Genomic DNA, 12,417 nt, shown 5'->3' with positions numbered 1-12,417 from the left:
GGCGTTCGATGCGGCGTGGCTCGACGCGGCGCCCGGCTATGCGGCATGCGTCGCGTGGACGCGTGCGTGAGCCGCGGTCAGCGCGCGGCGCTCATTCGAGCGGCGCGTCGTTCGGCGCGGCATAGCGCGCCTTGATCACGTCGCTCATCGCGAAGTCGAACGACAGCCCCTTCGGCGGCACCGGCTTCATGAACCACTTGTCGTACAGCGCGTCGATCTCGCCGCGCTTCATCAACTGCACGAGCACGCCGTAGACGAGCGCCTTGAACTGCGGATCGTCCTTGCGCAGCATGAAGCCGTAGGCTTCCGACGATTGCGGCGTGCCGACGATCCGCCAGTCGGCCGGCTTCGCGGCGAGCTGGCGCACGCCCGCGAGCAGCACGTCGTCCATCATGTACGCGGCCGCGCGGCCCGATTCGAGCGTGAGGCGTCCTTCGCCGTAGTCCTTCGCGCTGATGATCTGCATGTTCATCTTCTTTTCCTCGTTCATCTTGCGCAGCAGGCGCTCGGACGTCGTGCCCTGGTTCGTCACGACCGTCTTGCTGGCGAGATCGGGGAAGTCGCGGATGCCCGACGTCGTGCGCGTGAGCAGGCGCGTCGTCGCGACGAAGAAGGTGGTCGAGAACGCGACCTGCGCGTGACGCGCGGCGAGGTTGGTCGTCACGCCGCATTCGAGATCGACGGTGCCGTTCTGCACGAGCGGAATGCGGTTCTGCGACGTGACGGGAATGAAGCGCACCTGCAGGTCGGGCTTGCCGGTGCGCGCCTTCACGGCGGCGATCACGCGGTCGCACAGGTCCTGCGAGAAGCCGATGACCTTGCCGTTCGCGTCGGCGTAGGAGAACGGCACCGACGTTTCGCGGTGGCCGATCGAGATCAGGTTGCTCTGCCGGATCTTCTCGAGCGTGCCGGACAGCGGCTCCGCGGCGAGCGACGCGCCGCACGCGAGTGCGCACGCGGCGAACAGCAGGGGGCGGCCGAACCGGATGGCGAATCGGGACGGGAAGGGCATGGCGGTCTCCGTGGCAGTAATGATCCGTATGTTGCCAAAGAAAAAATAATTGCAACAACTGTTAAGAGCCGGATCACACGGGCTGAAGGGGCGGGCCGCGCCGGGCATCAGGGAAACTCCCGAGTCGAAATCGGTGAAAAACGGGTTGTCTAGACAAGTTGGCGTGGCTACACTTCAATCCATTCCGAACTTGTCTAGACAGGATTGCTCACATGATTACGTTGACCCCCGGCCATCTGACCCTCCCGCAACTGCGCCAGATCGCACGCGAATCCGTGCAGCTCGCGCTCGACCCGGCCAGCTTCGCGAAGATCGACGCCGGCGCGAAGGCCGTCGCCGACATCGCCGCGAAGGGCGAGCCGGCCTACGGCATCAACACGGGCTTCGGCCGCCTGGCCAGCACGCATATCCCGCACGACCAGCTCGAACTGCTGCAGAAGAACCTCGTGCTGTCGCACGCGGTCGGCGTGGGCGAGCCGATGGCACGCTCGTCGGTGCGCCTGCTGATGGCGCTGAAGCTGTCGAGCCTCGGCCGCGGCCACTCGGGCATCCGTCGCGAAGTGATGGACGCGCTGATCAAGCTGTTCAACGCGGACGTGCTGCCGCTGATCCCGGTGAAGGGCTCGGTCGGCGCATCGGGCGACCTCGCGCCGCTCGCGCACATGTCGGCCGTGCTGCTGGGCGTCGGCGAAGTGTTCATCCGCGGCGAGCGTGCAAGCGCGATCGACGGTCTGCGCGTCGCGGGCCTCGCGCCGCTGACGCTGCAGGCGAAGGAGGGCCTGGCGCTGCTGAACGGCACGCAGGCATCGACCGCGCTGGCGCTCGACAACATGTTCGCGATCGAAGACCTGTACCGCACCGCGCTCGTCGCCGGCGCGCTGTCGGTCGACGCGGCTGCCGGCTCGGTGAAGCCGTTCGACGCACGCATTCATGAGCTGCGCGGCCACCAAGGCCAGATCGACGCGGCCGCGTCGTATCGCGACCTGCTCGAAGGCTCGCCGATCAACCAGTCGCACCGCGACTGCGACAAGGTGCAGGACCCGTACAGCCTGCGCTGCCAGCCGCAGGTGATGGGCGCGTGCCTGGACCAGATGCGCCATGCGGCCGACGTGCTGCTGGTCGAAGCGAACGCCGTGTCGGACAACCCGCTGATCTTCCCGGATACCGGCGAAGTGCTGTCGGGCGGCAACTTCCACGCCGAGCCCGTCGCATTCGCGGCCGACAATCTCGCGCTCGCCGCAGCGGAAATCGGCGCACTGGCCGAACGCCGCATCGCGCTGCTGATCGATGCGACGCTGTCGGGCCTGCCCCCGTTCCTCGTGCGGGACGGCGGCGTGAACTCGGGCTTCATGATCGCGCACGTGACGGCGGCCGCACTCGCATCGGAAAACAAGACGCTCGCGCACCCGGCGTCGGTCGACTCGCTGCCGACCTCGGCGAACCAGGAAGACCACGTGTCGATGGCGACGTTTGCCGCGCGCAAGCTCGCCGACATCGCGGACAACACGAAGCACATCCTCGCGATCGAACTGCTGGCCGCCGCACAAGGCGTCGACCTGCGCGCGCCGTACCACACGAGCCCGAAGCTGGCGCCGGTGATGGAAACGATCCGCGCCAAGGTCGCGCACTACGAGCTCGATCACTACTTCGCACCGGACATCGCCGTGATCGCCAAGCTGGTCGGCGAGCGCGCGTTCGCGAAGGTCGCGCCGTTCTCGTTCGCGTCGGAACAGTAAGCCCATGAGCGCGCCGGTCTACCAGGAGATCAAGGATTTCATCCTGGCCCGCATCCACGCAGGCGAGTGGGAGGAGGGCGATCAGGTGCCGTCCGAGAACGAGCTGGCGCGCGAATTCAAGGTGGCGCGCATGACCGTCAACCGCGCGCTGCGCGAGTTGACGGCCGAGCAGGTGCTCACGCGCATGAAGGGGGCGGGCACCTACGTCGCGCGGCCGAAGTACGAGTCGACGCTGGTGGCGATCCGCAGCATCTCGGAGGAAGTCGGCGCACGCGGGCATGCGTATCACGCCAGCGTGCTCGGCCTCGACACGATCCGCGCCGACGACGCGCTCGCCGACGAGATGCAGGTCGCCGTGCGCACGAAGCTGTTTCATTCGCAGGTGCTGCACTTCGAGAACGACGAGCCCGTGCAGCTCGAAGAACGATGGGTGAATCCGGCGGTCGCGCCGGATTACGCCGAGCAGGATTTCACGAACACGACGCCGAACCTGTACCTGATGCGCGCGGCTCCGCTGCAGCGCGTCGAGTACCGGATCGAAGCGGCGGCCCCGGCGCCGGAGCGGCGCGAGCAGCTGCGGATGGACGACGTCGAGCCGTGTCTGGTTTTACATCGACGCACCTGGTCGCAGGGCGTCGTCGCCTCGGTGGCGAATCTGTGGCATCCCGGCAGCCGTTATCGCTTCACCGGGCATTTCTGATTCCTATTTGATAGTCATTTTCCTTCGGGAGCAGTCGTCATGAACCATCCGAAACACATCGATCCCCGTCTCGATCCGACGCGCACGATCCGCGCGCCGCGCGGCAGCGAGAAAGTCTGCAAGACCTGGCTGGCCGAAGCGGCCTACCGGATGATCCAGAACAACCTCGACCCGGAAGTCGCTGAGCATCCGCATGCGCTCGTCGTGTACGGCGGCATCGGCCGCGCGGCACGCAACTGGGAATGCTACGACCAGATCCTCGCATCGCTGAAGGATCTCGAGGAGAACGAGACGCTGCTGATCCAGTCGGGCAAGCCGGTCGGTGTGTTCCGCACGCACAAGGATGCGCCGCGCGTGCTGCTCGCGAACTCGAACCTCGTGCCGCACTGGGCGAACTGGGATCACTTCCACGAGCTCGATCGCAAGGGCCTGATGATGTACGGCCAGATGACGGCCGGCAGCTGGATCTACATCGGCAGCCAGGGCATCGTTCAGGGTACCTATGAAACGTTCTTCTCGGTCGCGAACCAGCACTTCAACGGCGATCCGTCGGGCCGCTGGATCCTGACGGGCGGCCTCGGCGGCATGGGCGGCGCGCAGCCGCTGGCCGCGACGATGGCCGGCTTCTCGATGATCGCGGTCGAATGCGACGAGACCCGCATCGACTTCCGCCTGAAGACGCGCTACGTCGACAAGAAGGCGACGACGCTCGACGAGGCGCTCGGCTTGATCGAGGAAGCGAAGCGCACCGGCAAGCCGGTGTCGATCGGCCTGCTCGGCAACGCGGCCGACGTGTTCGCCGAACTCGTCACGCGCGGCATCACGCCGGATTGCGTGACCGACCAGACGAGCGCGCACGACCCGATCAACGGCTACCTGCCGCAAGGCTGGACCGTCGCGCAATGGCGCGAAGCGCAGAAGGTCGATCCGCAGAGCATCGTGAAGGTCGCGAAGCAGTCGATGGCCGTCCAGGTGCGCGCGATGCTCGCACTGCAGGAACGCGGCGCGGCGACGCTCGACTACGGCAACAACATCCGCCAGATGGCGCTGGAAATGGGCGTCGAGAACGCATTCGACTTCCCGGGCTTCGTGCCGGCCTATATCCGCCCGCTGTTCTGCGAAGGCAAGGGCCCGTTCCGCTGGGTCGCGCTGTCGGGCGATCCGGAAGACATCTACAAGACCGACCAGAAGGTGAAGGAGCTGATCCCCGACGATCCGCACCTGCACAACTGGCTCGACATGGCGCGTGAACGCATTGCGTTCCAGGGCCTGCCGGCACGGATCTGCTGGGTCGGCGTGAAGGATCGCTATCGCCTCGGCCAGGCGTTCAACGAGATGGTCAAGAACGGCGAGCTGAAGGCCCCGATCGTGATCGGCCGCGACCACCTCGACACCGGCTCGGTCGCCAGCCCGAACCGCGAGACGGAATCGATGAAGGACGGTTCGGACGCCGTGAGCGACTGGCCGCTCTTGAACGCACTGCTGAACACCGCAGGCGGCGCATCGTGGGTGTCGCTGCACCATGGCGGCGGCGTGGGCATGGGCTTCTCGCAGCACTCGGGCGTCGTGATCGTCGCCGACGGTACCGCCGAAGCGCACGAGCGCCTCGGCCGCGTGCTGCTGAACGACCCGGCGACGGGCGTGATGCGCCATGCGGATGCCGGCTACGAACTCGCGCAGCAGACGGCCCGCGAAGCCGGCCTGAAGCTGCCGATGCTCGGCCGCTGAGCATGACGGCGCTCCACCCGGCGCCGGCGATTGCGACGATGATCCGCGCAGCGGATCTCGTCGCGTCGCCATGGAAGAACGGCGGCGGCGTGACGCGCGAGATCGGCGCGTTCCCGCCGGGCGCCGCGCTCGACGCATTTGCGTGGCGCGTGAGCGTCGCCGACGTCGGCACGGCCGGGCCGTTCTCGCGTTTCGACGGGATCGACCGCACGCTGGTGCTGCTGTCCGGCGCGGGCATGACGCTCGCCGAGGCAGGCGGCGCCCGCCACGTGCTCGACGCGCCGCTGGCCCGCGCGGATTTTGTGGGGGAAGCGGCGATCGACGCGACGCTGCACGACGGCGCGACGCGCGACTTCAACCTGATGACGCGCCGTTCGGCCGCGCGCGGCGCGCTCGACGTATGGCGCGCAGGCGCGCACCGCATCGAGCATGCCGATACCGTGCTGCTGCATTGCGCGGCCGGCGACGCCGCGGTCGAAATCGACGGCACACGCTACACCCTGGAAGAAATGGACACGCTGCGGCTCGACGGGCCGCGGCGTGCGTTTGACGTCGTCGTGAGCGGGAGCGGCGCGTTGCTCGCCGTGTCGCTCGCCATCGGCGAACGAGACTGAACGCATGAAACCGACTGTCTGGCATCACCTGAGGCTGTGTCCGCACGGCCATCCTGACGAGACGATCGACGACGCGGCGATCGCCGTCGACGAAACCGGCACGATCGTCTGGCTCGGCGCGATGTCCGCGCTGCCGCACGGTTACGCCCACTGGCAGCGCGAGGATCTGCACGGCGCGTGGGTGACGCCGGGCCTCGTCGACTGCCATACGCACCTCGTGTACGGCGGCACGCGTGCCGACGAATTCGCGCAGCGCCTCGCGGGCGTGAGCTACGAGGAGATCGCGCGGCAGGGCGGCGGGATCGTGTCGACGGTGCGCGCGACGCGCGCGGCCGACGAGACGGCGCTGTTCGTGCAGGCTGCAGCACGCCTGCAGCCGCTGCTCGCCGAAGGCGTGACCGCGATCGAGATCAAGTCGGGCTACGGGCTCGACCTCGCGAGCGAACGCAAGATGCTGCGCGTTGCACGCCAGCTCGGCGAACGCTTTCCGGTCAGCGTCTACACGACCTTCCTCGGCGCGCACGCGCTGCCGCCCGAATATGCGGGCCGTGCGGATGCGTACATCGACGAAGTGTGCGACCGGATGCTGCCGGCGCTGGCCGACGAAGGGCTCGTCGACGCGGTCGACGTGTTCTGCGAACGCATCGGCTTTTCGCTCGCGCAGACCGAGCGCGTGTTCGAGGCCGCGACGCGGCGCGGGCTGCCCGTGAAGCTGCATGCGGAGCAGCTGTCGAACGCGGGCGGCACGGCGCTGGCCGCGCGTTATCGCGCACTGTCCGCCGATCACCTCGAATTTCTCGACGAAGCCGGCATCGAGGCGATGAAGGCAGCCGGCACGGTTGCCGTGCTGCTGCCCGGCGCGTACTACTTCATCCGCGAGACGCAACTGCCGCCGATCGAGCTGCTGCGCAAGCACGGCGTGCCGATCGCGCTCGCGACCGATCACAACCCCGGCACGTCGCCGCTCGAATCGCTGCTGCTGACGTTGAACATGGGCTGCACGCTGTTCCGCATGACGGTGCCCGAAGTGCTGCAGGGCGTCACGCGCCATGCGGCCGCGGCGCTCGGCCGCGCGGATCGCCACGGCGCGCTCGAGGTCGGTCGCCAGGCCGACTTCGCCGCGTGGTCGGTCGGCTCGCTGGCGGAGCTCGCCTACTGGATCGGCCGGCCGCTGTGCGAGCAGGTCGTACGTGGCGGCACGACCGTGTTTCGCCGGATGAATGGATAGCCTCATGACCGACACCACGTTGTTCGCAGACCATGCGTACCTGCCCGATGGCTGGCGCCGTAACGTCCTGCTGCGCTGGGACGCGGCCGGCACGCTGACCGGCGTGACGCCCGACACCGACGCACCCGCGGGCGTCGCTCGCGCGGCGGGGCCCGTGCTGCCCGGCATGCCGAACCTGCATTCGCACGCGTTCCAGCGCGCGATGGCGGGGCTCACCGAATATCGCGCGAATCCGTCCGATAGCTTCTGGAGCTGGCGCGACCTGATGTACCGCTTCGCGCTGAAGATCACGCCCGACGCGCTTGCCGCGATCGCGCGCTGGCTGTATGTCGAGATGCTCAAGTGCGGCTACACGTCGGTGTGCGAATTCCACTACGTGCATCACACGCAGGACGGCTCGCGCTATCCGCAGATCGCCGAGCTCGGCACGCGTGTGATCGACGCCGCGCGCGCGGCCGGCATCGGCATCACGATGCTGCCGGTGTCGTACCAGTTCGCCGGTTTCGGCGACAAGCCGCCGCGTGACGACCAGCGCCGCTTCATCAATACGCCTGACGGCCTGCTCGAACTGCTCGACGCGATGCGCCGCGTGGCGCCGGAGCACGGCGGGCTGCGCTACGGCGTTGCACCGCACTCGCTGCGGGCGGTATCCGAAAACGGCTTGCGCGTGCTGCTCGCAGGGCTGCCCGACGATGCCCCCGTGCATATCCATATCGCCGAGCAGACGGCCGAAGTCGACGACTGCGTGCGTGCGTACGGCGCGCGCCCCGTGCAATGGCTGCTCGATCGCTTCGACGTCGATGCGCGCTGGTGTCTCGTGCACGCGACGCACGTCGACGCGGCTGAAACGGCGGCGCTCGCGAAGCGCCGCGCGGTCGCCGGCCTGTGCCTGACGACCGAAGCGAACCTCGGCGACGGCGTGTTCCCCGCTGTCGACTATCTCGCGCAGGGCGGCGTGATCGGCGTCGGCTCGGACAGCCACGCGTCGGTCGACTGGCGCTCGGAGTTGCGCCTGCTCGAATACGGGCAACGGCTCGTGCATCGCGCGCGCAACGTGCTGGCGAGCGAGTCGCAGGCGCATGTCGCCGATCGCCTGTTCGACGCGTCGCTCGCCGGTGGCGCCCAGGCCAGCGGGCGGCGTGTCGGTGCGCTGCGTGAAGGGTGCCGCGCCGACTGGCTCGTGCTCGATCCCGATCATCCGGCGATCGCCGAACACGACAGCTCGTCGTGGTTGTCGGGTATCGTGTTCGCGGAGCACGGCGACACGCCGGTGCTCGACGTCTACACGGGCGGTGAGCGCGTCGTGAGCGGCCGCCGTCATCGCGACGAAGCCGTCGCGTATGCCGACTACCGCGCCGCGCTGGCGCAACTGCTGCGCTGACGCGCGCAACCGGCGCACGCCGCAAGCGTGCGCCGGCAGACCTCCAACGGTGATGCGACATGACTGAACAACCGGCTGTATTCACGCTGAAGCAGGGCACGCTGCCGCTGCTGATCTCGATTCCGCACGCAGGCACGTACATTCCCGACGACATCGCCGCGACGATGACGGCCGACGCGCGCTTCGTCGACGATTGCGACTGGCATCTCGAACGGCTGTATGGATTCGCGGCCGACCTCGGCGCATCGATCCTCGTACCGTCGCATGCGCGTTACGTCGTCGACCTGAACCGTCCGCCCGACAACGAGAACCTGTACCCGGGGCAGGACACGACGGGGCTCGTGCCGGTCGATACGTTCGACAAGGCGCCGCTGTATCCGGCGAACGCGCTGCCCGGCAACGACGAGATCATGCGTCGCCGCGATCGCTACTGGCTGCCGTATCACGAGGCGCTGCAAGGCGAGGTGGCACGCCTGAAGCGCGAGCACGGCCGCGTGCTCGTGTGGGAAGCGCATTCGATCCGCTCGCACGTGCCGCGCTTCTTCGACGGCCGCCTGCCTGACTTCAACTTCGGCACGTCGAGCGGCGCGAGTGCCGCGCCGGGCCTGGCCGAGGCGCTGGCCGCGCGCGTGCTCGAACAGGGCGGCTATACGGCGGTCGCGAACGGGCGCTTCAAGGGCGGCTACATTACGCGTCACTACGGCATGCCCGCTACCGGCGTCGAGGCCGTGCAGCTCGAGCTCTCGCAGATCACCTACATGGAAGAGACGCGTCCTTACGCGTATGACGAAGCGCGTGCGGCGCGGATTGTGCCGCTATTGCAGTCGCTCGTCGAAACCGCGCTCGCGCATCGTTGAACGCGGGCCGCACGGATGCGGCAGCGCGGCGGAGCAGGCGCGTCATGACCCGCCTGCACACAGCATGCCGCACCGATGCAGTGCACAACACGGCATCGATCCACGGGATCGATGCCGTTTTTTTTCGGATGGCTTTCGTCAGTTCGATGACGTCATCGGCACCTGAAAATTTGACGCAATCTTTAGGTGATATAAGCTGAATGTCAGGAAGTCGTCACGCGCGCACGTGCGGCGGGGCCATCGATCGTGGCCGCAACTCGCCGGAATGCGTTCCGAGACACCTTGCCGACGTGTCGCCGCGCGGCATTGCCGCATGCGCTTGATCGCGACACGTGTCCTGCCTTCATCAGTCAGTCGAGTACGATCGTGAAAGCCGCCAGCCCTTCGATACGCCGGACGCGAAGTCCGTCGGCGGGCGCGCCGCCTCAGGCCGGGCCGTCCCGGCATGCTGATCGCGGCACGCGTGCCGCCTTTTTGCGCGAGCCTCGTTTCTTCGCCATTTCCCATCGCGGCCTGCGCCGCTTCAATCTCGTGTCCGCGCATGTGTTCAGCGCGGTGCAGTGCGACGGCAGCGCATCGTTGTTGCCCTAGCGTCGTTGTCCGTTTCCGTTCCGGGTCGCACCGCCTGTTGCCGCATCGTCCGCGCGGCAGGATCGCGCATGGGCATGCGCCGCGTCATGGCGCGCGCGTACGGCGCCGGCGCGAACCTTCAACGTCCCGCGTGCGAACGAGTCGCGCGCGATTACCGGAGAGCCGCCCATGCGTGCGCGCCCGATCGTAGCCGTCACCGCCGACCGCATCCTGTGCGGTGCGCATCCGAACCACACGGCGGGGGAGAAGTACCTGGCCGCGCTCGTCGACGGCGCCGGTGCGCTTGCGTTCGTGCTGCCCGCGCTCGGCGCGCGCCAGCCGGCCGATGCGATCGTCGCGGCAGTCGACGGCTTGCTGTTCACCGGCAGCTATTCGAACGTCGAGCCGCATCATTACGGCGGCGCCGCGAGCGCGCCCGACACGTTGCACGACCCCGCGCGCGACGCGACCGCGCTGCCGCTGATCCGTGCGGCGATCGACGCGGGCGTGCCCGTGCTGGCGATCTGTCGCGGCATGCAGGAGCTGAACGTCGCCTACGGCGGCACGCTGCATCAGCGGCTGCACGCGACCACCGGCTTCGACGATCACCGCGAGCGGCCCGCCGATCCGCTCGAACGGCAGTACGGCCCGGCGCACGTCGTGCAGTTCGCGCCGGGCGGCCTGCTGCAGCGGGTCGCGCGCGGCGCGCACGAAGCGACGGTCAATTCGCTGCACGACCAGGGCATCGCGCAACTCGGCGCGGGGCTCGTCGTCGAAGCCAGTGCGCCCGACGGATTGGTCGAGGCCGTCAGCGTGCGCGGCGCGCGCGCGTTCGCGCTCGGCGTGCAGTGGCATCCCGAGTGGCGCTACGCGGAGCAGCCGCTGTCGCGCGATATCTTCGCGGCATTCGGCGCGGCGTGCCGCGCGCGCATGACGCATCGCATTCATGCGGCCAGTGGCGCGATGCCGTCGCCGGCCGCATCCGACGTCGACTGATAGAGGCCGATCATGCAACCCGAACTGAGCGAATTCCTGCGACAGCACCGCATCACCGAGGTCGAGGCGATCATTCCCGACATGGCCGGCATTGCGCGCGGCAAGATCATTCCGCGCAACAAGTTCGAATCCGGCGAATCGATGCGCCTGCCGCAGGCCGTGATGGTGCAGACCGTCACCGGCGACTATCCGGAGGACGGCACGCTCACCGGCGTGACCGACCCCGACATGGTGTGCGTGCCCGATCCGTCGACGATCTGCCTGATTCCGTGGGCCGTCGACCCGACCGCACAGGTGATCCACGACTGCGTGCACTTCGACGGCTCGCCGGTCGAGATCTCGCCGCGCTATGTGTTGCGACGCGTGCTCGACCTGTACAAGGCGAAGGGCTGGCAGCCGGTCGTTGCACCCGAGCTCGAGTTCTATCTCGTCGACATGAACGCCGATCCCGACTTGCCGCTGCGTCCGCCCGTCGGCCGCACCGGGCGTGCGGAGACCGGCCGGCAGTCGTATTCGATCGAGGCCGTGAACGAGTTCGATTCGCTGTTCGAGGACATCTACGAATACTGCGAGATGCAGGGGCTCGATATCGAGACGCTGATCCACGAAGTCGGCGCCGCGCAAATGGAGATCAACTTCGTGCATGGCGATGCGCTGTCGCTCGCCGACCAGGTGTTCCTGTTCAAGCGCACCGTGCGCGAGGCGGCGCTGCGCCACAACATGTACGCGACCTTCATGGCGAAGCCGATGCAGGACGAGCCGGGCTCGGCGATGCACATCCACCAGAGCCTGGCCGACGCGCGCACCGGGCGCAACCTGTTCTCCAACGAGGACGGTACGGTGTCGCCGATGTTCCACAGCTATCTCGCGGGGCTGCAGAAGTACACGCCCGCACTGATGCCGATCTTCGCGCCGTACATCAACTCGTATCGCCGCCTGTCGCGCTTCATGGCCGCGCCGATCAACGTGCAGTGGGGCTACGACAACCGCACGGTCGGTTTCCGCATTCCGCAGTCGGGCGCGTCGGCGCGCCGCATCGAGAACCGGATTCCGGGCGTCGACTGCAATCCGTACCTCGCGTTCGCCGCGACGCTCGCGGCCGGCTATCTCGGCTTGACCCAGCAGCTCGCACCGACCGAGCCGATCGCGTCGGACGGCTACAACCTGCCGTACCAGCTGCCGCGCAATCTCGAGGAGGGCATCTCGCTGATGGCGGCCTGCACGCCGCTGGCCGGCATTCTCGGCGACAAGTTCGTGAAAGCGTACCTGGCGCTGAAGGACACCGAATACGAAGCGTTCTTCCGCGTGATCAGCTCGTGGGAGCGCAGGCATTTGCTGCTGCACGTCTGAGCGTGCGGCACGGTTATCCGGAGGAAACATGACCGATAGAAATGACGCTGTATCGCCGCAATCGACCGCGGATTATCGTGCGCTCGACGCCGCGCACCACATCCACCCGTTCTCCGATATGGGCGCGCTGAACCGTGCAGGCAGCCGCGTGATCGTGAAGGCCGACGGCGTCTACCTGTGGGACTCGGACGGCAACAAGGTGATCGACGGGATGGCCGGCCTCTGGTGCGTGAACGTCGGCTACG

Annotated in this window: 12 protein-coding genes and 1 pseudogene; 12 read left to right on the top strand and 1 reads right to left on the bottom strand. The window is 67.8% G+C overall.

Features of this window, described 5'->3' with window-relative positions; all coding sequences use genetic code 11:
* Positions 1-91: 91 nt before the first annotated feature.
* A complete protein-coding gene (locus G3N98_RS34980) occupies positions 92-1,012 on the bottom strand; it encodes a glutamate/aspartate ABC transporter substrate-binding protein (protein ID WP_206150689.1) in 921 nt (306 codons plus the stop codon).
* Between the two features lie 212 nt (positions 1,013-1,224).
* Here G3N98_RS34980 and hutH point away from each other — a divergent pair, with 212 nt between their 5' ends.
* The 12 genes and pseudogenes from hutH to G3N98_RS34920 all read left to right on the top strand — a co-directional run.
* Positions 1,225-2,748 carry a histidine ammonia-lyase gene (gene hutH / locus G3N98_RS34975; protein ID WP_089425799.1) on the top strand — a complete coding sequence of 508 codons (1,524 nt, stop codon included), beginning with the start codon at positions 1,225-1,227 and terminating at the stop codon, positions 2,746-2,748.
* 4 nt (positions 2,749-2,752) lie between these two features.
* On the top strand, positions 2,753-3,448 hold the full coding sequence (gene hutC, locus G3N98_RS34970; protein WP_069248398.1) for a histidine utilization repressor: 696 nt from the start codon (positions 2,753-2,755) through the stop codon (positions 3,446-3,448).
* Positions 3,449-3,487: 39 nt separating this feature from the next.
* Positions 3,488-5,176 carry a urocanate hydratase gene (gene hutU / locus G3N98_RS34965; protein WP_206150688.1) on the top strand — a complete coding sequence of 563 codons (1,689 nt, stop codon included), beginning with the start codon at positions 3,488-3,490 and terminating at the stop codon, positions 5,174-5,176.
* A 2-nt stretch (positions 5,177-5,178) separates the two neighbouring features.
* Positions 5,179-5,790, top strand: a complete 612-nt coding sequence (locus G3N98_RS34960; protein WP_206150687.1) for a HutD family protein — start codon at positions 5,179-5,181, stop codon at positions 5,788-5,790.
* Between the two features lie 4 nt (positions 5,791-5,794).
* Positions 5,795-7,018 (top strand): imidazolonepropionase, encoded by a 1,224-nt coding sequence (gene hutI, locus G3N98_RS34955; protein ID WP_089495183.1) that lies wholly within the window; start codon positions 5,795-5,797, stop codon positions 7,016-7,018.
* Between the two features lie 4 nt (positions 7,019-7,022).
* On the top strand, positions 7,023-8,399 hold the full coding sequence (locus G3N98_RS34950) for a formimidoylglutamate deiminase (RefSeq protein ID WP_206150686.1): 1,377 nt from the start codon (positions 7,023-7,025) through the stop codon (positions 8,397-8,399).
* Between the two features lie 59 nt (positions 8,400-8,458).
* On the top strand, positions 8,459-9,256 hold the full coding sequence (gene hutG, locus G3N98_RS34945; RefSeq protein ID WP_206150685.1) for an N-formylglutamate deformylase: 798 nt from the start codon (positions 8,459-8,461) through the stop codon (positions 9,254-9,256).
* 44 nt (positions 9,257-9,300) lie between these two features.
* On the top strand, positions 9,301-9,456 hold the full coding sequence (locus tag G3N98_RS34940) for a hypothetical protein (protein ID WP_206150684.1): 156 nt from the start codon (positions 9,301-9,303) through the stop codon (positions 9,454-9,456).
* A gap of 166 nt (positions 9,457-9,622) precedes the next feature.
* Entirely contained in the window at positions 9,623-9,847 is a 225-nt protein-coding gene (locus tag G3N98_RS34935; protein WP_206150683.1) for a hypothetical protein, read from the top strand.
* A 168-nt stretch (positions 9,848-10,015) separates the two neighbouring features.
* Complete coding sequence (locus G3N98_RS34930) at positions 10,016-10,822, top strand: gamma-glutamyl-gamma-aminobutyrate hydrolase family protein (RefSeq protein ID WP_206150682.1); 807 nt, start codon at positions 10,016-10,018, stop codon at positions 10,820-10,822.
* Between the two features lie 12 nt (positions 10,823-10,834).
* Positions 10,835-12,172 carry a glutamine synthetase family protein gene (locus G3N98_RS34925; protein ID WP_089431274.1) on the top strand — a complete coding sequence of 446 codons (1,338 nt, stop codon included), beginning with the start codon at positions 10,835-10,837 and terminating at the stop codon, positions 12,170-12,172.
* Positions 12,173-12,200: 28 nt separating this feature from the next.
* Positions 12,201-12,417 (top strand): annotated as a pseudogene (locus tag G3N98_RS34920) (aspartate aminotransferase family protein); the annotation flags it as partial.

The sequence above is a fragment of the Burkholderia sp. Tr-20390 genome (genome assembly GCF_017104595.1).
Lineage (GTDB): Bacteria > Pseudomonadota > Gammaproteobacteria > Burkholderiales > Burkholderiaceae > Burkholderia.
Note: the sequence above shows the minus strand (reverse complement) of the source record. Positions and strands in the feature narration are given on the sequence as shown.

Excerpts from the sequence above, each read along its gene's own strand:
- G3N98_RS34940 (WP_206150684.1), top strand. The coding sequence starts at position 9,301 with ATGACCCGCCTGCACACAGCATGCCGCACCGATGCAGTGCACAACACG.
- G3N98_RS34925 (WP_089431274.1), top strand. The coding sequence starts at position 10,835 with ATGCAACCCGAACTGAGCGAATTCCTGCGACAGCACCGCATCACCGAG.
- G3N98_RS34960 (WP_206150687.1), top strand. The coding sequence starts at position 5,179 with ATGACGGCGCTCCACCCGGCGCCGGCGATTGCGACGATGATCCGCGCA.
- hutC (WP_069248398.1), top strand. The coding sequence starts at position 2,753 with ATGAGCGCGCCGGTCTACCAGGAGATCAAGGATTTCATCCTGGCCCGC.
- G3N98_RS34930 (WP_206150682.1), top strand. The coding sequence starts at position 10,016 with ATGCGTGCGCGCCCGATCGTAGCCGTCACCGCCGACCGCATCCTGTGC.
- hutI (WP_089495183.1), top strand. The coding sequence starts at position 5,795 with ATGAAACCGACTGTCTGGCATCACCTGAGGCTGTGTCCGCACGGCCAT.
- hutH (WP_089425799.1), top strand. The coding sequence starts at position 1,225 with ATGATTACGTTGACCCCCGGCCATCTGACCCTCCCGCAACTGCGCCAG.
- G3N98_RS34950 (WP_206150686.1), top strand. The coding sequence starts at position 7,023 with ATGACCGACACCACGTTGTTCGCAGACCATGCGTACCTGCCCGATGGC.
- hutG (WP_206150685.1), top strand. The coding sequence starts at position 8,459 with ATGACTGAACAACCGGCTGTATTCACGCTGAAGCAGGGCACGCTGCCG.
- G3N98_RS34980 (WP_206150689.1), bottom strand. The coding sequence starts at position 1,012 with ATGCCCTTCCCGTCCCGATTCGCCATCCGGTTCGGCCGCCCCCTGCTG.
- hutU (WP_206150688.1), top strand. The coding sequence starts at position 3,488 with ATGAACCATCCGAAACACATCGATCCCCGTCTCGATCCGACGCGCACG.